This is a genomic window from Citrobacter sp. Awk 4 (genome assembly GCF_028069725.1).
GTDB lineage: Bacteria > Pseudomonadota > Gammaproteobacteria > Enterobacterales > Enterobacteriaceae > Citrobacter_D.
In genome coordinates this window covers 18,112-39,445 of the sequence record NZ_JANEWG010000025.1, presented here as the reverse complement: position 1 = coordinate 39,445, position 21,334 = coordinate 18,112, and the positions used below count along the sequence as shown (strand labels likewise).

At 51.7% G+C, this 21,334-nt stretch carries 25 protein-coding genes and 1 riboswitch; of the genes, 4 read left to right on the top strand and 21 right to left on the bottom strand.

Features of this window, described 5'->3' with window-relative positions:
- The first annotated feature begins 32 nt into the window (after positions 1 to 32).
- Positions 33 to 1,091 (top strand): FUSC family protein, encoded by a 1,059-nt coding sequence (locus NNO04_RS12460; protein WP_271444915.1) that lies wholly within the window; start codon positions 33 to 35, stop codon positions 1,089 to 1,091.
- A gap of 172 nt (positions 1,092 to 1,263) precedes the next feature.
- Positions 1,264 to 1,599, top strand: a complete 336-nt coding sequence (locus tag NNO04_RS12455; protein WP_271444914.1) for a DUF496 family protein — start codon at positions 1,264 to 1,266, stop codon at positions 1,597 to 1,599.
- 33 nt (positions 1,600 to 1,632) lie between these two features.
- Here the strand turns inward: NNO04_RS12455 and NNO04_RS12450 are convergent, their stop codons facing one another.
- The 21 genes from NNO04_RS12450 to pduA all read right to left on the bottom strand — a co-directional run bounded on the left by NNO04_RS12450 (position 1,633) and on the right by pduA (position 18,392).
- Entirely contained in the window at positions 1,633 to 2,499 is an 867-nt protein-coding gene (locus NNO04_RS12450) for an L-threonine kinase (protein WP_271444913.1), read from the bottom strand.
- Positions 2,500 to 2,591: 92 nt separating this feature from the next.
- The gene (locus tag NNO04_RS12445) at positions 2,592 to 3,806 is read right to left on the bottom strand and encodes an acetate/propionate family kinase (protein WP_271444912.1); all 1,215 of its coding nucleotides are present in this window, start codon (positions 3,804 to 3,806) and stop codon (positions 2,592 to 2,594) included.
- Positions 3,791 to 4,243, bottom strand: a complete 453-nt coding sequence (gene pduV / locus NNO04_RS12440) for a propanediol utilization protein PduV (protein ID WP_271444911.1) — start codon at positions 4,241 to 4,243, stop codon at positions 3,791 to 3,793. The genes NNO04_RS12445 and pduV overlap by 16 nt, the downstream gene beginning before the upstream one ends.
- A 4-nt stretch (positions 4,244 to 4,247) precedes the next feature.
- Positions 4,248 to 4,598, bottom strand: a complete 351-nt coding sequence (gene pduU, locus NNO04_RS12435) for a propanediol utilization microcompartment protein PduU (protein ID WP_271444910.1) — start codon at positions 4,596 to 4,598, stop codon at positions 4,248 to 4,250.
- A complete protein-coding gene (pduT, locus tag NNO04_RS12430; RefSeq protein ID WP_271444909.1) occupies positions 4,598 to 5,152 on the bottom strand; it encodes a propanediol utilization microcompartment protein PduT in 555 nt (184 codons plus the stop codon). The genes pduU and pduT overlap by 1 nt, the downstream gene beginning before the upstream one ends.
- Positions 5,153 to 5,154: 2 nt before the next feature.
- Entirely contained in the window at positions 5,155 to 6,522 is a 1,368-nt protein-coding gene (locus tag NNO04_RS12425; protein ID WP_271444908.1) for a 4Fe-4S dicluster domain-containing protein, read from the bottom strand.
- Positions 6,519 to 7,631, bottom strand: coding sequence for a 1-propanol dehydrogenase PduQ (locus tag NNO04_RS12420; RefSeq protein ID WP_271444907.1), 1,113 nt, complete (start codon positions 7,629 to 7,631; stop codon positions 6,519 to 6,521). Before NNO04_RS12420 ends, NNO04_RS12425 begins: the two co-directional genes overlap by 4 nt.
- A gap of 10 nt (positions 7,632 to 7,641) precedes the next feature.
- The gene (pduP, locus tag NNO04_RS12415) at positions 7,642 to 9,027 is read right to left on the bottom strand and encodes a CoA-acylating propionaldehyde dehydrogenase PduP (RefSeq protein ID WP_271444906.1); all 1,386 of its coding nucleotides are present in this window, start codon (positions 9,025 to 9,027) and stop codon (positions 7,642 to 7,644) included.
- On the bottom strand, positions 9,024 to 10,031 hold the full coding sequence (gene pduO / locus NNO04_RS12410) for a two-domain cob(I)yrinic acid a,c-diamide adenosyltransferase PduO (RefSeq protein ID WP_271444940.1): 1,008 nt from the start codon (positions 10,029 to 10,031) through the stop codon (positions 9,024 to 9,026). The genes pduP and pduO overlap by 4 nt, the downstream gene beginning before the upstream one ends.
- A gap of 9 nt (positions 10,032 to 10,040) precedes the next feature.
- Positions 10,041 to 10,316 carry a EutN/CcmL family microcompartment protein gene (locus tag NNO04_RS12405; RefSeq protein ID WP_271444905.1) on the bottom strand — a complete coding sequence of 92 codons (276 nt, stop codon included), beginning with the start codon at positions 10,314 to 10,316 and terminating at the stop codon, positions 10,041 to 10,043.
- Positions 10,317 to 10,319: 3 nt separating this feature from the next.
- Positions 10,320 to 10,811 (bottom strand): microcompartment protein PduM, encoded by a 492-nt coding sequence (gene pduM, locus NNO04_RS12400; RefSeq protein WP_271444904.1) that lies wholly within the window; start codon positions 10,809 to 10,811, stop codon positions 10,320 to 10,322.
- A complete protein-coding gene (locus NNO04_RS12395) occupies positions 10,808 to 11,440 on the bottom strand; it encodes a phosphate propanoyltransferase (protein WP_271444903.1) in 633 nt (210 codons plus the stop codon). Before NNO04_RS12395 ends, pduM begins: the two co-directional genes overlap by 4 nt.
- Positions 11,440 to 11,904, bottom strand: coding sequence for a BMC domain-containing protein (locus NNO04_RS12390; protein ID WP_271444902.1), 465 nt, complete (start codon positions 11,902 to 11,904; stop codon positions 11,440 to 11,442). Before NNO04_RS12390 ends, NNO04_RS12395 begins: the two co-directional genes overlap by 1 nt.
- Positions 11,905 to 11,928: 24 nt before the next feature.
- Complete coding sequence (pduJ, locus tag NNO04_RS12385) at positions 11,929 to 12,204, bottom strand: propanediol utilization microcompartment protein PduJ (protein WP_004853788.1); 276 nt, start codon at positions 12,202 to 12,204, stop codon at positions 11,929 to 11,931.
- Between the two features lie 19 nt (positions 12,205 to 12,223).
- Positions 12,224 to 12,574 carry a glycerol dehydratase reactivase beta/small subunit family protein gene (locus NNO04_RS12380; protein ID WP_271444901.1) on the bottom strand — a complete coding sequence of 117 codons (351 nt, stop codon included), beginning with the start codon at positions 12,572 to 12,574 and terminating at the stop codon, positions 12,224 to 12,226.
- On the bottom strand, positions 12,564 to 14,396 hold the full coding sequence (locus tag NNO04_RS12375; RefSeq protein ID WP_271444900.1) for a diol dehydratase reactivase subunit alpha: 1,833 nt from the start codon (positions 14,394 to 14,396) through the stop codon (positions 12,564 to 12,566). Before NNO04_RS12375 ends, NNO04_RS12380 begins: the two co-directional genes overlap by 11 nt.
- A gap of 13 nt (positions 14,397 to 14,409) precedes the next feature.
- The gene (gene pduE, locus NNO04_RS12370) at positions 14,410 to 14,928 is read right to left on the bottom strand and encodes a propanediol dehydratase small subunit PduE (RefSeq protein WP_271444899.1); all 519 of its coding nucleotides are present in this window, start codon (positions 14,926 to 14,928) and stop codon (positions 14,410 to 14,412) included.
- A gap of 14 nt (positions 14,929 to 14,942) precedes the next feature.
- Entirely contained in the window at positions 14,943 to 15,605 is a 663-nt protein-coding gene (locus NNO04_RS12365; RefSeq protein ID WP_271444898.1) for a propanediol/glycerol family dehydratase medium subunit, read from the bottom strand.
- 10 nt (positions 15,606 to 15,615) lie between these two features.
- Positions 15,616 to 17,280 carry a propanediol dehydratase large subunit PduC gene (gene pduC / locus NNO04_RS12360; RefSeq protein WP_271444897.1) on the bottom strand — a complete coding sequence of 555 codons (1,665 nt, stop codon included), beginning with the start codon at positions 17,278 to 17,280 and terminating at the stop codon, positions 15,616 to 15,618.
- Positions 17,281 to 17,298: 18 nt separating this feature from the next.
- Positions 17,299 to 18,111 (bottom strand): propanediol utilization microcompartment protein PduB, encoded by an 813-nt coding sequence (gene pduB, locus NNO04_RS12355; RefSeq protein ID WP_271444896.1) that lies wholly within the window; start codon positions 18,109 to 18,111, stop codon positions 17,299 to 17,301.
- A complete protein-coding gene (gene pduA / locus NNO04_RS12350; protein WP_162379886.1) occupies positions 18,111 to 18,392 on the bottom strand; it encodes a propanediol utilization microcompartment protein PduA in 282 nt (93 codons plus the stop codon). The genes pduB and pduA overlap by 1 nt, the downstream gene beginning before the upstream one ends.
- A gap of 516 nt (positions 18,393 to 18,908) precedes the next feature.
- Here pduA and pduF point away from each other — a divergent pair.
- Together pduF and pocR are read left to right on the top strand one after the other, a co-directional pair.
- On the top strand, positions 18,909 to 19,718 hold the full coding sequence (gene pduF / locus NNO04_RS12345; protein ID WP_271444895.1) for a propanediol diffusion facilitator PduF: 810 nt from the start codon (positions 18,909 to 18,911) through the stop codon (positions 19,716 to 19,718).
- Between the two features lie 201 nt (positions 19,719 to 19,919).
- Positions 19,920 to 20,831, top strand: a complete 912-nt coding sequence (gene pocR, locus NNO04_RS12340) for a transcriptional regulator PocR (RefSeq protein WP_271444894.1) — start codon at positions 19,920 to 19,922, stop codon at positions 20,829 to 20,831.
- A gap of 312 nt (positions 20,832 to 21,143) precedes the next feature.
- A riboswitch (cobalamin riboswitch) is annotated at positions 21,144 to 21,318 on the top strand.
- The last annotated feature ends 16 nt before the right edge of the window (positions 21,319 to 21,334 follow it).

Here is a 21,334-nt window from a genome sequence, read left to right as displayed (position 1 = left end):
GCGTTTTTTGTGATTTCCAGATGGAGCCGAAAGTGCGTACTGACAAGTCGCTGAGCCCCTTTGAAATTCGTTTGTATCGTCATTATCGCGTCGTGCATGGTATTCGCATTGCGCTGGCATTTATCCTCACGTTTCTGTTCGTTCGTCTGTTCCATATACCGGAAGGCACCTGGCCGCTTATCACGCTGGTGGTGATTATGGGGCCGATCTCTTTCTGGGGGAACGTGGTGCCCCGGGCCTTTGAACGTATCGGCGGCACGATTTTGGGGGCGGCGCTAGGGCTGGTCGCGCTGCGCCTTGAGCTTGTCTCTCTCCCGCTGATGCTTACCTGGTGCGCGGTAGCGATGTTCCTCTGCGGATGGCTGGCGTTAGGCAAAAAGCCGTATCAGGCGTTGTTGATAGGCATCACCCTGGCCGTGGTGGTAGGGGCGCCGGCAGGCGATATGGAGACGGCATTATGGCGAGGCGGCGATGTGATTCTGGGGTCGCTTTTGGCGATGTTGTTTACCGGTATCTGGCCGCAACGGGCATTTTTACACTGGCGGATCCAACTGGCGCAGTGTGTCACGTCCTATAACCGGCTTTATCAGGCGGCGCTTTCTCCTAATTTGCTTGAACGTCCCCGGCTGGATAAACATTTTCAGCAGTTACTTGGGGATGTCGTGAAAATGCGCAGCTTAATTACGCCTGCCAGTAAAGAAAGCCATATTCATAAATCGATATTTGAAGCAATTCAAACGATTAATCGCAATCTTGTCTGCATGCTTGAGCTGCAAATTAATGCGCACTGGGCAACACGCTCCAGCCATTTTGTGATGCTGAATGCCCATACGCTGCGCGAAACGCAAAAAATGATTCAGCAAACGCTGCTGACGATTACGCATGCGTTGTATGAAGGAAACCCGCAGCCCGTGCTGGCAAACACGGAGAAGCTGAACGACATTGTGGCTGAGCTTCGGCAGCTGATTAATGAGCAACGTAGCGACAATGTGGCTGAAATCCCTATTCATGGCTATGTTTGGCTAAGCATGGAAACCGCGCGTCAACTGGAGCTACTCTCGCATTTGATTTGTCGCGCACTGCGCAAATAAAGAGCAGAGAAGGTGAATGATTCTGCTGCTGCTTCGATTCAGCAAGGAATAAGGGTATGATACGGAAAAGGGATAAAACCATTGTCATCTGCAACGGCTAAAAGTAATGTTTACCCTAACTTGTAGCGGTTGCTTAAACGAATCCGAATCTCACATTATCAGGGGTGTAAAAATGGAAACTACCAAGCCTTCTTTCCAGGACGTGCTGGAATTTGTTCGTCTGTTTCGCCGTAAGAACAAGCTGCAACGTGAAATCCAGGACGTTGAGAAAAAAATCCGTGACAACCAGAAGCGTGTGCTGCTGCTGGATAACCTGAGCGACTACATCAAACCTGGCATGAGCGTTGAAGCTATTCAGGGCATTATCGCCAGCATGAAAAGCGACTACGAAGATCGCGTAGATGATTACATCATCAAAAACGCGGAAATTTCCCAGGAACGTCGCGACATTTCTAAAAAGCTCAAAGCCATGGGCGAAATGAAAGACACTGACGCAAAAGCAGAATAATGTTTTATTGCAGTGAGGATCGTTGTTCGATGCTCACTGCAGTTCAACCCCACCCTGTACCATTCTGAGTAAATGCTGTTCTGGCCAATGGCTTGTCAGTTTTCTTTCTGCAAGCGTCCATTTAATGTAATCGACATCATGACGCTCCCGATCCAGCATCAAACCGACAACGCTGCCACTGTGCGCCACATTCACGCCGTATAAATCACACTCTTCAACAAGCGATATCAAGATATTGAAGTCGGGTTTTGGCAGCAGCATCTGGCTGGCGATGGCGCTCAGGGTTGCGGCTTCTCCCATTCGTCGCGGGTTTTGCGTTATGCACGCTTCTTGCACTTTTTCCCAGGCCTGTTGCAAGGCCGCCGCGCCCGCGTGTAAACGATCAAGGCGGGGAATACGGTGATAATCCGAAGTGCGCAAAGTCTTGGGGCTTTCGAGCACTAACAGATCGAGCTGCGGTTGTGCTTCGCAGGCGATCTGCGTTGAAGCGTCATTATGATCAAAAAGCGTAAGCTGGCGAAAAACGGTGCTGTCGGTCGGTTCGAGTGAAACGCAAAGCTGCGCAAGGGTAGGTTCATTAAGCGTGTGGCCAAGATGGTGCGCAGTGGCAAGCGCCGTTGCGGCGATGTCTGCCGTGCTGCTGGCCATTCCTTTGGCGACAGGAATGGTGGAATGGACATCCACCCGTATCTCCTGGCTCCAGTGAGCAGGGTAGTTAAAATGCGCGAGTACCCGCTCTACCATCGCGCGTGAAAGTGAACGTTCATCCGCAAGTGGTGAGCCTGAACTCACCTCAACGGTGCTGTACCAGTCGACAGGGCAGGAGACCAGCTTCTCACTGCCAAGAATCCAGCCCTGAATAAGTTCACCGCATGACGCCGGACAGTGTGCTACAGCCATGTATTCACCTTTCTGATCAGCAATTCTCGGCGCATAGTGTCATGCTGATCGTGCTATTACCTTGATTTACCGCAACTTGTGGTGATGCTTTATTACGCGGACTCGCAAAAAACGGATGTTTCAGTTAAGGCAATCCTCATGACATCTTGTGCGATCATGAGTTCTTCATTGGTATTAATCACCGCCACTTTGACCATTGCGTTGTCAGACTGAATGAACGTCCTGTTGCATTGATTTTTATCATTATCAATAGCCAGTCCGAGAAAATGCAGGTTGTGACAGATTGCCGCCCTGGCGCGTGACGAGTTTTCGCCAATCCCTCCGGTAAAGATGAGTACATCCAGTCCGCCCATCTGCATAATATAACTGCCAATCGTGGCGCGGATACGTTCGGCAAACAGGGTGAGCGCCAGTGCTGCCTGCTTATTTCCCGCATCTGCAGCCTGCTCAACATCACGGTAATCATTGGAAATACCGGAGATCCCCAGTAAGCCTGACTCGTTATTTAATAAATGATTAAGCTGTTGCGGTGTTTTACCTTCTCGCAGCGCAATCCACGGCAAAATGGATGGATCGATATCGCCGCTGCGGGTACCCATCATGACACCTGACTGCGGGGTAAATCCCATTGATGTATTTACGGACTTGCCTCCCTTGATGGCACAAATACTGCTGCCGTTACCGAGATGACAACACACAATGCGTAGAGCGCTGAGCGGAACACCCAGTTTTTCCGCCAGTGCCGCACTGACATATTTATGGCTGGTACCGTGGAATCCGTAGCGCCGAATGCCTAGCTCTGCGTAATAGCGCCAGGGCAGGGGATAGATATAGGCGGGTTCATCCAGCGTCTGATGAAAAGCCGTATCAAAGACTGCAACTGACGGCGTATTGGGCAACAATTGGCGAAATACTTTAATGCCAATGACATTGACCGGATTGTGCAGCGGGGCCAGCTCAGCGAGGTGCTCTATCTGTGCCAGCGTTTCATCAGTGATTAACGCTGAATCTTTAAACGATTCTCCACCGTGCGCAACGCGATGACCGACGCCGGTAATATCGTTTAATGTATTGATAATACAATAATCAATTAGCTTCTCTAACAATAACGTCACGGCTTCGCGATGGTCCGCCAGAGGCAATGTTTCTTGCCATTTTTGTGCTGGCGTTTTGATCGTAACCTGCGCATTCGCCATCCCAATACGTTCAATCAAACCCTGACAAATAGCGGTACCCTGCGGCATCGCCAATAACTGGAATTTTAGCGATGAACTGCCTGCGTTAATGGCCATTATGTTGTGAGACATGACGATTCCTTTGGAGTAAGAAAATCAAACAGTTCATCGAATCCTGAATTCGTCAGTGCGCTGGTGGTAAAGATTTTTTCAGCCCCAGCCTGCGTCAACCAGTTTTGCACGGCGGAAATACGCGACGAGTTTGCCAGATCGGATTTTGTGACGATGCCAATGACGGGTCTGTTCATCGGTGTTGTAAATCCTGGCGAAAAGGGGGACCAGGGGGCATCAGCGTTCAACACCAGGGCAATCATTTCCGCTTCACAGGCACTTACCAGCAGCGCGCTGTAGAGGCAACGGTTCTCAAGGTATTCGCCCGGAGTGTCAATTGTGTCAGGGGACCATACGATGGCCTGTGTCTTTTGGTAATGAAGTTGCTCTCCACGTAAACATTGAGTGAGCGACGTTTTACCGCACTGGCTGGGACCAATAAGCATCATACGCTTCATGGTGTCAGGTCCGCGTGACGGGGCATGAGGTAAAAAGCATCATTTCACTTAGTGTTCTCGTGACCTGTTTCAGCGCGTATTCAACGGCAGAAACATCTCCCGTTAATACAACGGCCCCCGTGAACCTGTCGAGAAAACCGATCTCCACGGCACCTGACTTGGTGGCGATATCACAGGCGATAATGGAAGCTTCGCTGGGGGTAATGGTCAAAATACCTATGGCTGATACAGCATCCGCAAGCCCCAGTTTTTTGAATAAATCTTTGCCTGGATTGGCAATCAGATGCGCCAGCGTGACCTGCTTACCCGGGACATATTCCTGGATCATACGATCCGTCGTGGGCTGCCTTTCCATTATCCCTCCACAATCTGTCGCCACATGGCTTCATGTGGGCGTGGAATAACAGAGCGGTAGACCAGCAGTCCTTTTTCGCCTGCGCTTTCACTGGCAACGGTAACGGCGTTGTTAACATCAGAAACATCACCAGCGACCACCATGTAGCATTTACCGCCAATGCCAAACGCCATATGCACCCGAACCAGCGTGATGTTTGAGGTTTTAACTGCCCGGTCGGCGGCACTGATACAGGCTGCCACGCTCCATGTTTCCAAAATCCCGACGGCCTGACGCTTTTCAACACTGTTCAGTCCGCTGATGGCAGGAAGTACGCTGTCATGAATATTGGGTAACACCAGGCTATCGACGAGCATATCTCCGGCAAGTGTTGTACCGGTGGCGATGGCTTGCTGTACCGCTCCCACATCACCGCCGATCATCAGTAAAAATTTGCCCGGACAGATGGTCTTACTGACCAGAAGATTCACGTTGGCGCTTTTCAACATGGCATCGCCTGATTCCATCCCTTTGGCGATACTGGTGAGTTCTAAAATACCTATTGCCTGAGACATGCTTAACCTCTTACCACCGTAATTGCCTGTTCAGTGACGTCACTAACGATGCCGTCAATACTGGCGTGAATGGGAGCGCCTAATGCGCCAGCGGGGACATCGGCTACGCATTCGCCACGAACGACGCGGTCGCCTTTTTGCACTTGTGGGATGGCACTGGCGCCAATATGTTGGCGCAAAAGCAGAGTGACGTTATCCGTCAGATGTTCGGATTCTGACAGCGGTGCTTCGTGATACCAGTCACTCAGACCTAACTTCGTAATCAGCCGTTTTACCGGCACTAACCGATATTTCGCCATTTCGTCGGCAGGATTCAGAGGCCCTTCATAACGGAAGTTTTGCGCTCGCAATTCACGCTTAAGCATACGGTTAATACGCATCGGGGAGATGCCAACCGGACACGCGACACTTTCACAAACATTACATTCCGAGCAGGTCAACGCGCTGAGCAACAACTGGGGTGTCGCGGCTTGTTGATAGTTCACCGCGCGCACCAGCAGGTGTGGCGATAATTCATGGCCTATCAAATGTCGTGGGCATAAATCCGTACATAACCGACACTGTTCGCAAACGGTTTTCGCAACAGAGAGCAGCGTGCGTTCATCCTGCATGCGCCGCTGAATCAGTGGATGCTTTTCGGGCAATACCAGCAATCCCCCTGTTGTTTTGGTTACCGGTGTGTCCAGTGTTGGGAGCAAATGCCCCATCATGGGGCCGCCATTGATAAACCCTGGCGAATCAACGGTTGCGCCACCCGCCAGGGAGAGAACTTCTCGTAATGACATGCCGATGGGGACGGTCAGCGTTTGTGGACGAGCCACTGCGCCATTAACGGTTAGCGTACGGCGCGTGACGGGAAACTGCTGTTCCACCGCTCTGGCAATATTTAGCACGGTCTGCACGTTATTGACGACGACGCCAACACTGACAGGCAACGCGGCTGGAGGGACGCGTCGTCCAGTCGCCATCCAGATCGTCAACACCTCATCTCCGGCCGGATAGACATCTGGCAAAATGTGGAGCCTGATATCACCAGGGAGAAGCGGAGTTAAGGCGGCGATGGCGGGACGGTATTTTTCTTTGAGGGCAATGATGCCTTCGCTGGCGCCGGTTGCTTTCATCGCGTATTGCACACCGCGAATCAAACGGGCAGCCTGTTGGGCCATGAGTTGCTGATCGACCTTCAGCATCGGCTCACATTCTGCGGCGTTGACCAGGAATATTTCTACCTGCGCCTGCAGTTTGACATGCGCGGGAAAACCAGCGCCTCCGGCACCTACCACCCCCGCAGCACGAACTCTTTCTCGGATTTCCTGAGCATCGCAATCGACAAGTTCAGTGAATTCGAAGGCATTAGGGGCCGTATTCATAGCAACTCCTCCAACAACTCTTGAATGGCGCTGGCATCAGCGGGACGGGGATTGGTCTTTAATGTGACATCTGCCAACGCAGCCTGAACCATGGCAGGTATTCGTTGTGAATACCCGGTTTTACCAGCATTCAACGCCTCGTAAAACGAGGGGATGGAACATTGCTTTGTGAGTTGTTCAATTCTGTGAATCAGCGCATTCAGGCTAGTGATTTCGTTCGCATTTTCGGAACATAAATGACAGGCTTTCGCGAATCTTGCGTACCGTTTTGCCGCTCGAGGATCCTGCGCGTTAAAACGAATCACTGAGGTAAGTAACAGCGCATTGGCAAGCCCATGTGCGAGGTGAAATTGTCCTCCCAACTGGTGCGCAATGGCATGATTGATCCCCAGACCCGCCTGGCTAAACGCCATGCCAGCCAGGGTTGACGCGTTGTGCATTTTCCCTCGAGTCGCCAGACAATCTCCTTTTTTAACGGCAACGGGCAGATACTGAAAAACGATTTGCGCGGCTTTCTCTGCCAGTGCATCAGTGAAATCACTGGCGCGTAGGGACACATAGGCTTCAAGGGCATGAGTCAATACGTCCATACCGGTGTTGGCGGTGATATTGGCAGGTACGCTGACGACCAATCGGGGATCGAGAATTGCCATATCCGGATAGAGAGAGTTGTTGAACAGCGGATATTTAATCCCTTTATCCGGATCGCTGATCACACACGCGCTGGTCACTTCAGACCCTGTGCCGCTGGTGGTTGGAATGGCGACACAGGTTTCGATTTCAATACCAAACTGGCGGCTGAACCAGACGATGGCTTTGGCGGCATCAAGCGCCGAACCGCCACCAAATCCAATCACAATATCGGGACGCAGGGACTGCATTTGCGCAATCCCTTGCACGACGGTGCTGATCGTGGGGTCTGGCGTTATCTCGCTAAACACGCTGATGCGATTATTTGCAGGCAATGCCGCACGCAGCATTTCGATCAGCGGTGAACGCGCCAGAAAACCATCGCAAATAATCCAGATATGCTTGTTCGTAAAGCGTTTCAGCACGTCCAGACTGCCCTGACCGCTGTACAAACGGGTTTGCAGTGAAAAGGTATTCATCACAGCCTCATTAACGGATTGAAAAACCATTTGTCAGTACACAGCGGCGAGAGCGCGCAAATGTTCTGGCTGAGGTTGTCCCTTCACCGGTTGGCGTGGCGATTGTGAAGGTGGTGAACCCTTCGCCGCCAACGCCGATTCCTGCATAGGAGGGACCGTTTTTCACAAAGATAGAGGTCTGCAATGTGCGGGCTGCCAGATTCAGTCGTGAAACGTTCTGTGAGTGCATAATGGCGGTATGGTGCAGGCCTTCTTCGACTTTGATGGCCAGGGTCAGGGCGCTGTCGAAGTCTTTCACTTTCACGATGGGCAACATCGGCATCAGCTGTTCGCAGGTAACCCAGGTATCGTCAGCGTCAACGACGGCAATCAGCAAGCGTGGTGTTTTGGCGGGAACCGCGATACCGGAGGCTTCCAGCATGGTAGCGGGGCTTTTGCCAACCAGTTTTTTATTGGCCTGACCTTCCGGAAAGCAGGCTGCGCGGAGCTTTTCCGTTTCTGCCGGGGTGAGGAGCATCGCGCCAAAGCTCTGCATTTGTTGGATTAGGTTGTCAGCAACGGATTCCACGACGATCAGACTCTTTTCTGCAATACAGGGCAGGTTGTAATCGAACGAGGCACCATTGATGATGTCTTCCGCTGCTTTCACCAAATCAGCCGTTTCATCGACGATGCAGGGGGGGTTGCCAGCACCGGCGCCAATGACTTTTTTGCCGCTTTTCATCCCCATGGCTACGATACCGGGGCCGCCGGTGATCGCCAGTACGGCAATGTTAGGGTGTGCCATCATTTGCTGCGTTGCTTCGAATGTGGGGTCAGCGACTGTGACGACCAGGTTGCGGATCCCACAACTGCGAAATGCGATCTCCTCAATCATGCTGATCAACTTAAGGGAGACGTTTTTGGCCCCAGGATGCGGACTGAAGTAAACGCTGTTGCCCGCCGCCAGCATACTGATGCTGTTATTGATGATGGTTTCAGTTGGGTTGGTGCTGGGTGCGACGGAACCGATAACGCCAAACGGCGAATATTCGAAGAGCACCATGCCGCCATCGCCTGTCAACGCTGTTGTAGTGAGATCTTCAATACCCGGTGTATTTTGCAGAGCGGCTCTATTTTTGAGGAATTTGTCCTCTTTATTGCCCATTCCCGTTTCTACCGCGCTCTCTTCGGCAAGCGCCGTAAGGTGCGAATTTAGCTCTTCCCGAATAGCGCCGATAATTGCGCTTCGGGTTTTCAACGGGCACTGCTGATAACGTAAGAATGCCTGCTGTGCGGCGTCGATTGCCTGTCCAACGGACATAAAAATGCCATTGCCTTTTACGTCTGCGTTGGTGGATGCTAACTGCTCGCACAAAATCGTTCGGATGAGGGTTTCCAGTTCAGAAGTATTCATTGATGTATTCTCACGTTAATGGCCGCAATGGCGGCTTGTGCAATCTCCATGTCCTGCTCAACGCTACCGCCGCTGATCCCAAGACCCCCAATCAGTACACCGTCACGCCACAGCGCAAATCCACCGCCAAAAGTCACCACTTTTCCCTGCAGATGACTTTCCAGACCATAAAGCGCAGCGCCGGGTTGAACCGCCGCGGACAGTTCATGAGTCGCTGTTTTCATCGCGACGGCAGTCCATGCTTTTTTCGGCGCTAACTCACTGCTCACTAACAGAGCATCCGGCATACGCCAGGTCACGGTTTCCGTGCCGTGAGCGTCAGCAATGCTGATGACTACAGGCACCTGTAATTCTTGTGCCCGTTCCACGGCGGAACGGGTCAACTGATGAAGCTCCTGAAATGAGAGTGACATCGCGGATTCCTTCATGGAGGGGGAGCGAGCAGAAGCCAGATAACGCTTCGTCACTTCCCGAATAATGGTGTTCTGATGAGCATCGTGATCTTCGGCGCGCGCCAGGGCATACAAACAATCTGAAAGTCGGTTGATGTAGCGCATCAGTACATGCCTGACCGCGGCGCCCTCAGACAGCTCAACCAAACGTCGCTCGGCGCGACGTGCTAACGTCCGCGCAAAGTGCAATCGACTTGCCGCCTCGCATCGGCCCGGCAGGATAAAGCTGTGCAAGGGGGCGACACGACCCATCGCGGTATCAATAGCGATTTCAAGCTCGGTAATTTCTTCAGAACTGATGTAACGCTGCCCTGGTGCCGGATTTTCGCTTTCACTGGCCAGTTCGGCGCTAAACCAGAAGATCTGCAACTGAATTGATTCCAGCAATGTGCGATGTTGCGCACAGGCGCAAGCACACACACACAGGCTCAGCGTGGCATTGAGTTCATCCAGCGTTCCGTAAGCTTCAACACGCGGATGGGTTTTACTGACACGTTGGCCGGTAAACAGGGCAGTTGTTCCGGAGTCACCTGTTCGGGTATAAATCGCCATCATTCCCCCTTAACGCGAAACCGTGTCGACGATGCCGACAATGGCCAGATCTATGGCTTCATTGGGACCGCTAAAAACATGTCTGGCGCTGGAGCCGCTGCTGAGCAAAACTAATTCGCCAATGCCAGCCCCTACGGAATCAACCGCCACTTCATCACCTGTGCTGGGATGTGAGGGAAGTTCCCCATCGGCACAAATCCGACGTACCAGCAGGAGTTTTTTCCCCACCAGAGAAGGTGATTTTTGTGTGGATACCACCGCGCCTGTAACGCGTGCCAGATGCATGGTTCACTCCTGTTTAATGAGGTGAATATTGCGTGTGTTCGCGGCTTCACGAGCCAGTGCGGTAATAACACATTGACGATGCAGCACCAGCGATACACTGGAGAGGCGAGCCACGTCGGCATAACTTAAAAGAGTAACCGGGTGCAGGATGACGGTCTGCCCCCGCTCATCACTGAATACCAGAGGCAGGCGTGCCAGTTTTTTCACCGGTAATGCCGGTAACAACCGACGTTGCACTGAAAGTTGTACGCGAAGCCCAAATGCCAGCGCCTCGTGGATCATGACCGCCGTTGTATTTGATGAATCGCTCTGAACCAGTTGTTCCAGTAATGACAAGTCAACCTGCTGAACATGCAGAGACGAATGCTGGCAAAACAGTGTCCGGACATCGATTTCCCGTAGTTGCGCGGCGCTGAGTGTGACAGTACTGTCGGCGCGACGTAGTAGACGAGTAACGACCTCCTCGACGATCCGCTGCAACAGTTCGCCGTTCATCGTGGCATCACCAGTTTTGCAAAAACCTCCGGGTTATCTGCGCCAGCGGCATTGGCTTCGTCTGTGTCGATGTGCATCTCAAGACGCATATCTGGCGAAACACGAACGGCAACGTTGTCAAAAATCAACCGCCGTTCATCCCCCTCAATGGCCACAGAGACATTGTCGCCGTGCGAAACACGCAGGATCAGCGCATCCAGCGGTGACATGTGAATATGGCGACAGGCGATAATCACGCCCGACGTGAGATCCAGTTCAGCAAATGGGCTGACAAGGCGGATCCCCGGCGTTCCTTGCAGGTTGCCAGACATACGCAGAGGGGCTGCGACACCCAATGTTCTGGCGTCGGTGCGGGAGATTTCAACCTGACTCGTATGACGCAATGGTCCAAGCAGACGAACATTTTTTAACTGACCTTTTGGGCCGACCAATGTAACGGTTTGCTCGGCGGCGTATTGTCCGGGCTGTAATAGCGCTTTTTTCTCGTTGATCGGTTGACCAGGAAAAAGACGGGCATAGTCTTCTGCACAAAGATGGATATGGCGATTTGAAACACCCAGTGGAATAGGGCGCTCCCGCATCTCATCCAGGATCTGACTCACGGTCGTCTCCAGCAGTTGCTTATCCATTACGCTTCACCTCGCTTACCGGAATGCAGACAGAGAGAGCGGGGTTCACCCTTCTGGCGTTTGCATTGTGGATCGAGGCAAAGATTGCAACTGATAAGCTCAGTGTCCTGTGTACCCTCGGGCAAAAATGGCTCCACAAGGATCTCTTCCTGAGATTCTACGGGGGCCGGGGCGGAAACTGCCTCAGACGACGTCTCTACGCTGTAAGAAAGAATGCCCTCTGAAGGTCTGGCGATGACTTTATGGGCGACCAGACCTGCTTGCTGATCGGCAAAACTGGCACCGGTGATGATGGCCGCCTGAACAGAGGCCACATCACCGATAATTTTGATCATCGTCCAGCCTGAACCGTTGGTCTTTTCGAGGCCAACCAGCGTGATGGAAGCGGCTTTCGCCATGACATCCGCGCAATTGATGGCTAATGCCAGACCACTAACTTCAAGTAATCCCAGTGATTGCTTCACGCTGTGCTCCTTATTCGAAGTGACTTAGGCAGATTTAGGTAAAATGGCCTCAACGTCGCTGTGCGGGCGCGGGATGACATGGCAGGATTTGACTTCGCCTACCGCGCTCGCCGCAGCACTTCCTGCGTCTACGGCCGCTTTTACGGCACCGACATCACCGCGAACCATCACCGTCACTAAACCCGAGCCGATTTTTTCATAGCCGACCAACTGCACGTTGGCGGATTTCACCATGGCATCGGCGGCTTCAATAGCGCCCACCAGCCCTTTTGTTTCAACCAGTCCCAGTGCGTTATTCATACTGCAGTTCTCCTGTGGATTATGAGTGACCGTCCCGGAAGGGAAGGCCTTTAACCAGCCGCGCGGCGTTGTTGCCAATACGTCTACGGGCAGGGTTATCTTGGTGATAGGTCAGCGTAAATAGCGGCGCTGATGCGGGTAAATTCTTGTAATGCACAACCAACATCTCACTGTCGCAGGCGATGCCTACGAGCAGCGGCGACTGACGCGCTGCCTGCCACGCGCAATGAACGACATCGTCTGAGACCTGCTCGTGGACAACGAAGGGAATACCTTCTTCTTCGATACCCAGCAGGACGTCATTCCAGTCAGTGAGTGTGCCGTCAATGGCGGCGACAATAATCGCCGGTGCGATATGATTACTGTCCATAAGCAAACTCCTTGTGCCAGGAAAGGATCAATCCTGTTGCGACGGCGTTTCTTGGCCCTTCGCTACCGCGAATGTTTCCTCGTCCGGCCACCAGCCGATAGTGCGCCAGCGCATCGGTGACCAGTTGCGGGACTTCAAAATCCAGGGAAGAACCGCCAACCAGCACCACGAACGGTATGTCTCGGATATTGCCGGTTGGGCTTACCTGACGTAGCGCGCGTAGGGCGTTCGTGACAAAGACGCGCTCTTTCGCGCTGCGGCGAATGGCGCGCACTTTCTCCAGGGCCAGTTCGCCAGGAAGAGGTACCAGTTCATCGGGTTTCACCACGCAGACACGTGCAAAAACCGATGGAGGTAGCGGGGTGTGGAAGAACTGAACGCTCCCGTCCTCATGACGCAGGTGAAACAAACTTTCCACCTTGGCTAACGGATACTTTTTGATCTCCTCGGCCAGATAACGATCTTCCAGACCCAGTTCGCGAGCGATGATCATCGTGACCATATCGCCAGCACCGGCGAGGTGAGTGGCGATAATGTCACCTTTAGCGTTGATGATGGAGGCGTCAGTTGAACCTGCGCCCAGATCCAAAATAGCCAGTGGCCGCGTAGTGCCTGGGGTGGTTAAGGCACCCAGGATGGCGGCTTCGGCTTCTGCGCCGCCGACCTGAACGTCAACGTTGAGTTTTTGCTTAATTTCGCGGGCAATCATTGCCATTTGCAGGCGATCTGACTTGACCATTGAGGCGATGCCGACGGCATGTTCCAGCGAAAACTCTCCGGCTAATCCACCTGTAACACTTACGGGTACTGAAGTATCGACAGCTAACAGGTCCTGAATGAACACTTCGTTGCTGGGTTTGTTGGTGAGTTCTGCCATTGTCTGGCGTACATTTTCCAGCATGCCGCCAATATTGGTTCCTGCTTCACCCGTCACGTTATCCAGTTTGGGGTATTCACCGACCACTTTCATGATGGCTTCGGCGCCTGCAGCAACATCAACTCGACGCGTGCGCCCCTGTGACAGCAGTTCAATATTTCCCGCCGGTATGGCGCGAGCTTTCACATCGCCCGAGGGTGTCTTCACTACCACGGCGGAGCGGTTGCCAATTAGCGCGCGCGCCATCGGCACAATGTTTTTGGTCTCGTCCGCACTGAGATTAAAAACCGTAGCGATGCCGTAAGGGTTAGACAGTGTTTCGATCACCTTTCCAGGGACGGCGACCTCAATAGCGGCCAGCATCCCAAGAGGAATTCGGTCGATATACCGAACCTCATCAACAATAGGAATGGGCTTTTCAAGACGGTTACTGACCAGCACACCGTCATCCTGCTGCAGAATGACGCCGGTCAATTGATACCCCGCTCGCACGGAGGCGTTAATCATGGTGGCGACATCGGCGAAATCGAATGCTGCTGATACGACCAGGATGTAAGAGACATTGGCCGGGCGGGTCAGCAACTCTTCCGGTGTAATCGTTATCCCGACGCCAAGACCGACCCCGCCAGGGGTTTTCGGGTTGTGACCGATCATGGTTGACTCAGTGATGATGGTTTCCGTGATAGTTTCCATCGCCACATCGCCAATCACTGGCGTGGCTTCGTTGATGCGGATGAGCGAAATATCACTGACATTGATGCCGGCGTCTTTTGCCGCCAGCGTAAGCGCCTCCTGAATACCGAACACATTGCGTAATGTGCCTTTGATTCCGGTAGTTTCCGCCAGCGCACTGCCGGTGATTGTCAGTACGCCAGACTCATTCAGCGTCGCCAGAGCGACTTCTGTTGATGAGTTGCCAATATCAATGCCAGCGATATACCGCATGGATTTTCTCCGTTTAATCGTCGCCTTTGAGTTTTTTGCGCTCGACGTACAACATGGCCGCTTCACGAATGAAACCTGCGCAAATCTTTGCCTGATAACGATTTTCGAGATCGTCTGCAATGGCCATCAGCTCTTCTTTCGTTGAACGGTAAGGACGCAGTGCGTTGTAGATCTCAAGGATTCGTTCGTCGGGTACGGCGGTCAGTTCTGCTGCGCGTTCAAAGTTCATCGCCAGTCGGTCACGACCGGCATCTTTAGCGATAGCGGCCTGAATACGCAGTGTTTCCGGCGTGATACGCATGTCCTGCGCAGTCACTTTATTGCTCAGGACATTTTCAAGCGTGAAGTCATCCAGTGTTTTGTTGGTTGCTGTTTTCACCCACTCAGGATGTTTGTTCGCCAGTGGGTAATCGGTCACCTTCGCGGCATGTGTCGACACATTCACTGCAACAGAGGTGGGCGTTTCGCCTTGCAGGCTGTTCATGCGGCTCAACACATCCCGTACCATTGATTCAATTGCTTCGGTATTCATGGAGGTATCCTTTGTTAAAGCGCCACGCGCAGTTCCTGGGCGTTTTTGCCCGTCACGACATACTTCGTCTCTTTGATATGCAAAATGGCCGATTTAGCCTGATATTTCGGGCGCGCCATTTGATCATTCAGCGTTGGAACGGGTTGCGGAGATTCTCTCTTGGCATAGCGCGCGGCGTTTTTACCAATCTGACGATATGTTTCCAGCGTGAGTAGCGGGGCCTGTGGGAAAAGCTCCAGGTTGGAGAGCGGAGGCAACCCTTGCTGGTGAATGACCGTCGTCCCTTTAGACTGGATGCCGATTGAGATACCAGAACCGCTCAGGCGATTTCCTTCAACGGCGACGAATGCCACATCGGATGATTTAAAACAGCGAATAACACGTGCCTTGATACCTTCTTCTTCAATACCCGCGATCACTTCGCGCAGAATGCTCTTGTGCGGCAGACCGACGATATTGACGGTTTGCGACAGACCAAATGCCGGGCCAACAGCAATGATGACTTCGTCTTGTTGAGCACCTTGTTTGGCTTCGCCAATTTCAGTCAGAAAGCTTTCACCCTGCACAGGGGCTGCCTGAACAGCGGGTGTGCGCAAGGTCACTGGCTTGTCACTGCTCTGCATTTCGGACAGCACATCTTCAATTATCTGGCGCAGCAGCTTTTCATTAATTTCCATTTTTCACCCCTTAGCCAAGTTCGTTGGGATCGAGTGCGCCAGGGATATTTTTTATCTCTTCCCAGCGTTCGCCTTGCAGGCGATAACCTGTTGCCGGACCGGCATAATCGTTAATGTCATTCACTGCTGAGAGCACTTGTCCATCACCAACGATAATGGCGGAGGTATGGAGATAGTCTCCGGTCAGCTTGGCTTTCTGGATGTTGAGCATGTCCTGAGCAACGTCAGTGAAACCGCCCTGAGCGAGGGCTTTTACCACTTCCAGACCGTTACGGTTCTTATTGATGATCTCTTGCGCGAACTTGAGATCTTCAACAATGTTACGTTCCGGCATGTCTTTCGAACCGTGGGCATAAGTGGCGGCTTCGACTTCTTCGTCAGTAATCGGTGGGAGCCCCATACCGGCAAAGACGGCCTGCAGTGCGCGGGCGGCTTTATTACGAATGGCGATGACGTCTTCTTCACGTACCGGACGTAATCCTCCGTCCACCTTCAGGTCGCGTTGGATGACGTTGTAGTCGTCAAAATCCTCTGCATCTTCGTTGGAGCCGGCAAACATGTTGTCGTAGTTCGGCACCGCAGAATACCCGGAGGAGATAAAGTCAGTTCCCGGCAGGAACTGCATCAGCAAGCGCGCAGTACGGCGCATATCGGAGTGGGTAAAGGTCTGGTCGTTACTGGAGGCGCATTCCAGGTCCAGTGACGAGCAGATCAGGTTTTCTGCCAACACGGCGCGAATCCCTGATGGCACCGCGGAAGGCACGCCAATGCAGCTCACCGAACCGTTTTGTAACCCCTGTACACCTGCGGCTTTCGTGATGTAAATGCAACGCGCTTCCAGGTACAACATCGACTTGCCTTCGGCGTAACCCATTTGCACTTCAGAGCCAGAACCGGAGGTAAAGCGCATTTTCAGGCCGCGAGAGGCATAAGAGGAGGCCAGAAAACCTTTTGACCAGGGGGTATCGTCACCGTCGGTAAAGACCGGTTCGGTACCGTAAACGGAGATGGTTTCGGCGTAGCAGGTATGGCCTAACATACCGAGTTTCAGTTCGGTGGCTTCTTCCAGTGAACACTGGGTTAATACGCCAGGACGGCCTACCTGGGAACCAACGAGCAGAGCGATAGCGTTGAACGGGGCATAACGCGCCACTGCAACTGTCGTCTCTTGTTCATCAAATCCGCGCCATGCGCCTTCGGCGGCATCGGCAGCGATTTGTACCGGGTTATCTTTGATGTTGGTCACGTGCGCCTGTTGAGAGGGAGTACGGCGAGCGCGCATTTTCTGCATCGCCATCATCATCTCAACCACGTTCATGTGGGATACCACTTCAACGATTTTGGCCGGTGTCATCGCGGTGGTGAGGGGGACGATGTCACTGCGTTTTACATTAGGATCGCAGAGCATATTGGCGAGCTTGACCGAGTCCATCTTCATGACTTCTTCGGCGCGCGCCAGATTAATCCCATAGCGGGCGATAAAATGGTCAATCAGGTCAAATTCGCTGGCGGCTTTACCATCCAGTTCGGTCACTGCGCCGTTGACGATTTTAATCGAGGGTTTAGGATCGTTCGGGCTTTCCATTGCAATGAAGCCTTCTTCGATCCACTCCTTAACGAAGCCGTCCTGATTCACAGGGCGTTTCGCCAGTGCTTCAAATCTTTTCGATCTCATGAATCAGCCTCAGGGGTATTAGATATAGGACGGACGATCGTTTTTCGGTTCAGAACCGAGAGTCGACAGGACGGTTTTGCCAATTTCGCGCGCGGAGATAACGGCCTGACGCACAGCGCCGGAGTCGCCGGAGATCACCAGAATGGCTTCATTACTGAAGCTGGTTCCATGTGCCGGGGAGCTATAGGCTACGACCTCGACGTTGGCGGATTTCAGTGCGGTATCCGCCATTAACACGCCAACAGACGCAGGCGCGCCAACGATAACGCCGCAGGCGCGCCCAATGGGGGCACCGAATGCTTTTTCGAGGGCATAACTGGCGCGCGCGGTGTACTGCAGTTCCAGATGGCCCGCTTCGTTGGCGTAGACATCGCCAAAGGTACGGTCAAGTTCCTTTAGCGCGACTTCTATGCCGCGTTTTACGTCTGAAACATCATTGCCACCTAAAATGATCAGTGAACCATGCCCGGCACCGCCTTTGGTGTCGCGGGGAAGCTCAATGCTGACCACTTCTGTATTTGTCGCTTTTACGGCTTCATCTGCGGCCATAATGTGTGGGCCTGCGCCCGTGCGTGCGCCCAGAATGCCAATTGAGCGATAACGCTTCTCAAGCTTCATCGCCTCCAGCAACGCGCTGTCTACGTTCGCGATGACCAGACCAACAGTGTCGCCAATCGCGGTGCCGACAAATTCCGTTAAACTGCAGCTCTTTTCTGCCATAGCCGTCTCTCGTTTTGGATAGGGTTTATCAGGGGTGACCGGTTGAGCGGGGGTTGCCACGCGGGCAATCACCTGCGCCATGATCTGTTCCACCAGCTCATTGCTGCTCATTAGCTATTTCCCTTCGGTAAGATTTTTTCTACATCGGTATGCGGGCGTGGAATAACGTGTACGGCTTTCACTTCTCCCACGTTGCGGGCCGCTGCCGCACCTGCATCGGTAGCCGCTTTGACTGCGCCGACGTCACCGCGAACGATCACTGTCACCAGTCCAGAGCCAATTTTTTCGTAACCGACCAGCATGACATTGGCTGATTTCACCATCGCATCAGCGGCTTCGATGGCAGCGGTTAAGCCTTTGGTTTCTACCATTCCTAATGCTTCTTGTTGCATAAAGACCTCGCCTGGGTTGTCCCGATAATCAGGACTATAAAAAGAAGCGAGGAAAAAGAATGGCTGACTTATCGTTGAGCGTGAAAAAATAGTGGGTTTTCAATAGCATTAAATTGCTGTTATTTATTCTATCTTATTNTTTTTTAAATAAAAATAAATTAATATAAAATGTAATTATTTTGTTTTTGTTATTTCATTTTTACATTTTAATGGATGACAAAATAATAATTATTTGCCAGGCGGGATCGATTGTGTGATGTTTGTTGGATATTTAAATGTTGGGGTGAGCAATTTATTCTTAATATAATAACAGCGTTTAATTTGCCGAAATGCTTGTGGTATCTGCTGTATGGGGCAAACAAATAGCAATAATTTGTTATTGCGGCACGATTTTTCAGAGCTTACCAGCCTTCAGGTTGCCAACAATTTGCAGAGATCAGTTTTTATAGTGAAGATCGGGCCGTCAGCGGGGAAGCTTGCTGACACAGACACAAACTCTGCTTAGAAGGTGTCACAATGAACGACTCACTAAAAGCGCAATGCATTGCCGAATTTTTGGGCACCGGGTTGTTTTTGTTTTTCGGTATTGGTTGCCTCAGCGCGCTAAAAGTTGCTGGCGCAAGTTTTGGATTATGGGAAATCTGTATCATTTGGGGATTAGGGATCTCGCTTGCCGTCTATCTGACAGCCGGAATATCGGGTGCGCATTTAAACCCGGCAGTGACGATTGCATTGTGGTTGTTTGCCTGTTTCCCTGGCCGTAAGGTTTTACCCTACACCATCGCCCAGCTTGCAGGGGCATTTGGCGGGGCGATGCTGGCATATCTGCTTTATGGCAGCCTGTTTAGCGAATTCGAAACTGCTCATCAACTGGTGCGTGGCAGCGTCGAAAGTTTGCAACTGGCGAGTATTTTCAGTACCTATCCGGCTGCGGCCTTGAGTGTATGGCAAGCGGCGTTGGTGGAAGTGGTGATCACGTCCATTCTGATGGGGATGATCATGGCGCTGACCGACGATGGCAATGGTGTGCCTAAAGGACCGTTGGCCCCTTTGCTGATTGGGATACTAGTGGCGGTTATCGGTGCTTCCACTGGTCCTCTTACCGGATTTGCGATGAACCCTGCTCGTGACTTTGGCCCAAAACTGTTTGCGTGGATGGCTGGATGGGGAGACATCGCCATGACGGGGGGGCGTGATATTCCATACTTTATTGTACCCATCGTGGCGCCGATAGTTGGGGCTTGTGGGGGGGCGGCAATCTATCGCTATTTTATTGGAAAAAACTTACCGTGTAATACCTGCAAACTGGAAGAAAATAAGGGATAAAGCCGTTGTCATAGGCATTTTCTGAAGTGCGTAAAATGATTTCGTGATCTGGTTTCACGAACTGAATAAAACGTCTCCCAGGGATGGGGGACTTTTGTTATTGTGCATTATGCTTTGATCATGAATATTTCAAGATAATGATAAAGTGAATGTAAATAAAATGTGTTGTTTATAACAATAAATTAACTGAGAGGTTTTATCATGATTTCTGCGAGCGCCCTGAACTCAGAACTCATTAATAAAATCGCACAGGATTTTGCACAAGCCACCAGTCTGGCCGTTGTGGTTGTCAATATTCATGGTGATGAAATTTCTGAGTTGTTTAATTTCACACCATTCTGTCAATTGATGCGCCAACATCCTCAACACAGTACACGTTGTCGTATGAGCGATCGCTGTGGCGGTCTGGAAGCATCAAAATCAGATCAGCCTTGTATTTATCGCTGCCATGCAGGTTTAACCGATTTCTCTATTCCGTTGGTGATTGCGGGACATCTGGTGGGGTTCGTCCTTTGTGGTCAAGTGCGTTTAAGCAACGATGTCGGCCTTGTGGATATCCTTAATGTGGATGACCGCTGGCAGGCCGATCCTGAGTTGCTGAATGAATTTTATAACGTCCCTGAGATGGACTATTCAAGGGTGATGGCGTCAGCCGACCTGTTGAAGCTCATTGTTGAAAATTGTCTTAAAAAACAACTAAATTTTGTTGTTATCAAAGACAACCCACAGCAAGCAGAACCAGCCCGGACGAACCGTAGTCCTAACCCGCACGACAGTAAAATAAAGAAAGCGCTGCGCTACATTGATGCGCATTTGTCGGACGATCTGCGTCTTGAGGATGTTGCTTCGCATGTTTATCTTAGCCCGTACTACTTCAGTAAGTTATTTAAAAAATATCAGGGTATCGGTTTTAACGCCTGGGTAAACCAACAAAGGATGGCCAGCGCCAGGGAACTGCTGTGCCACAGTGACTGGAGCATTGCCAGCATTGCACGTAATTTAGGTTTTTCTCAAACCAGTTATTTCTGCAAAGTTTTTCGCCAGACGTATCAGGTGACGCCGCAGACTTTTCGTCAGCAAATTAATGAAAATTCCTCTATTGAATCTGCGTAAATATCAATATCTGGCAATTGCCGATTTTTGATATCCTGTGGTATGTCAGTCATTATAAAATGAAAAAAATCACCTCAATGCGATAAGTTGTCGTAGCGCAAAAAAATAGTCTTATTTGAGCGATAAACTGCATCTGTTTTTATTTTTGTGATGAAGTACAGTTTCGGGATGTGTGGTTTTTATTATTATTTCCCCGCTGCGCGCATTCAGTACATATACGAGTGAAATATGCATGTAAACGCCAGAAAATTGGCGAAAGAAAGAACAAGATGTAATTAGAGTTTAATTACCGTTATGGGTTACGAAAAATTCCCATAGCGAAAGTCGACAGGTTTGCCACATTTGTGGCAGGGAAGGGGGTGAGAATCCCCCGCAGCCCCCGCTGCTGTGATGCTGACGACCCCGTAAACGCCACTGATCGTAAGATTGGGAAGGACGGGTGAGGATGACGCTGAGCCAGAAGACCTGCCTGTCGGCCATTACCAACAACTTCGGTGGGAAGT

Coding starts and splice junctions, on each gene's coding strand:
- pocR (WP_271444894.1), top strand. CDS start 19,920: ATGATTTCTGCGAGCGCCCTGAACTCAGAACTCATTAATAAAATCGCA.
- pduP (WP_271444906.1), bottom strand. CDS start 9,027: ATGAATACTTCTGAACTGGAAACCCTCATCCGAACGATTTTGTGCGAG.
- NNO04_RS12405 (WP_271444905.1), bottom strand. CDS start 10,316: ATGCATCTGGCACGCGTTACAGGCGCGGTGGTATCCACACAAAAATCA.
- NNO04_RS12395 (WP_271444903.1), bottom strand. CDS start 11,440: ATGGATAAGCAACTGCTGGAGACGACCGTGAGTCAGATCCTGGATGAG.
- pduM (WP_271444904.1), bottom strand. CDS start 10,811: ATGAACGGCGAACTGTTGCAGCGGATCGTCGAGGAGGTCGTTACTCGT.
- NNO04_RS12445 (WP_271444912.1), bottom strand. CDS start 3,806: ATGTCTCACAACATAATGGCCATTAACGCAGGCAGTTCATCGCTAAAA.
- pduA (WP_162379886.1), bottom strand. CDS start 18,392: ATGCAACAAGAAGCATTAGGAATGGTAGAAACCAAAGGCTTAACCGCT.
- pduE (WP_271444899.1), bottom strand. CDS start 14,928: ATGAATACCGAAGCAATTGAATCAATGGTACGGGATGTGTTGAGCCGC.
- NNO04_RS12455 (WP_271444914.1), top strand. CDS start 1,264: ATGGAAACTACCAAGCCTTCTTTCCAGGACGTGCTGGAATTTGTTCGT.
- pduV (WP_271444911.1), bottom strand. CDS start 4,243: ATGAAGCGTATGATGCTTATTGGTCCCAGCCAGTGCGGTAAAACGTCG.
- pduC (WP_271444897.1), bottom strand. CDS start 17,280: ATGAGATCGAAAAGATTTGAAGCACTGGCGAAACGCCCTGTGAATCAG.
- NNO04_RS12425 (WP_271444908.1), bottom strand. CDS start 6,522: ATGAATACGGCCCCTAATGCCTTCGAATTCACTGAACTTGTCGATTGC.
- NNO04_RS12380 (WP_271444901.1), bottom strand. CDS start 12,574: ATGGACAGTAATCATATCGCACCGGCGATTATTGTCGCCGCCATTGAC.
- pduO (WP_271444940.1), bottom strand. CDS start 10,031: ATGGCGATTTATACCCGAACAGGTGACTCCGGAACAACTGCCCTGTTT.
- pduU (WP_271444910.1), bottom strand. CDS start 4,598: ATGGAAAGGCAGCCCACGACGGATCGTATGATCCAGGAATATGTCCCG.
- NNO04_RS12450 (WP_271444913.1), bottom strand. CDS start 2,499: ATGGCTGTAGCACACTGTCCGGCGTCATGCGGTGAACTTATTCAGGGC.
- NNO04_RS12375 (WP_271444900.1), bottom strand. CDS start 14,396: ATGCGGTATATCGCTGGCATTGATATTGGCAACTCATCAACAGAAGTC.
- NNO04_RS12420 (WP_271444907.1), bottom strand. CDS start 7,631: ATGAATACCTTTTCACTGCAAACCCGTTTGTACAGCGGTCAGGGCAGT.
- pduJ (WP_004853788.1), bottom strand. CDS start 12,204: ATGAATAACGCACTGGGACTGGTTGAAACAAAAGGGCTGGTGGGCGCT.
- pduF (WP_271444895.1), top strand. CDS start 18,909: ATGAACGACTCACTAAAAGCGCAATGCATTGCCGAATTTTTGGGCACC.
- pduT (WP_271444909.1), bottom strand. CDS start 5,152: ATGTCTCAGGCAATAGGTATTTTAGAACTCACCAGTATCGCCAAAGGG.
- pduB (WP_271444896.1), bottom strand. CDS start 18,111: ATGAGCAGCAATGAGCTGGTGGAACAGATCATGGCGCAGGTGATTGCC.
- NNO04_RS12365 (WP_271444898.1), bottom strand. CDS start 15,605: ATGGAAATTAATGAAAAGCTGCTGCGCCAGATAATTGAAGATGTGCTG.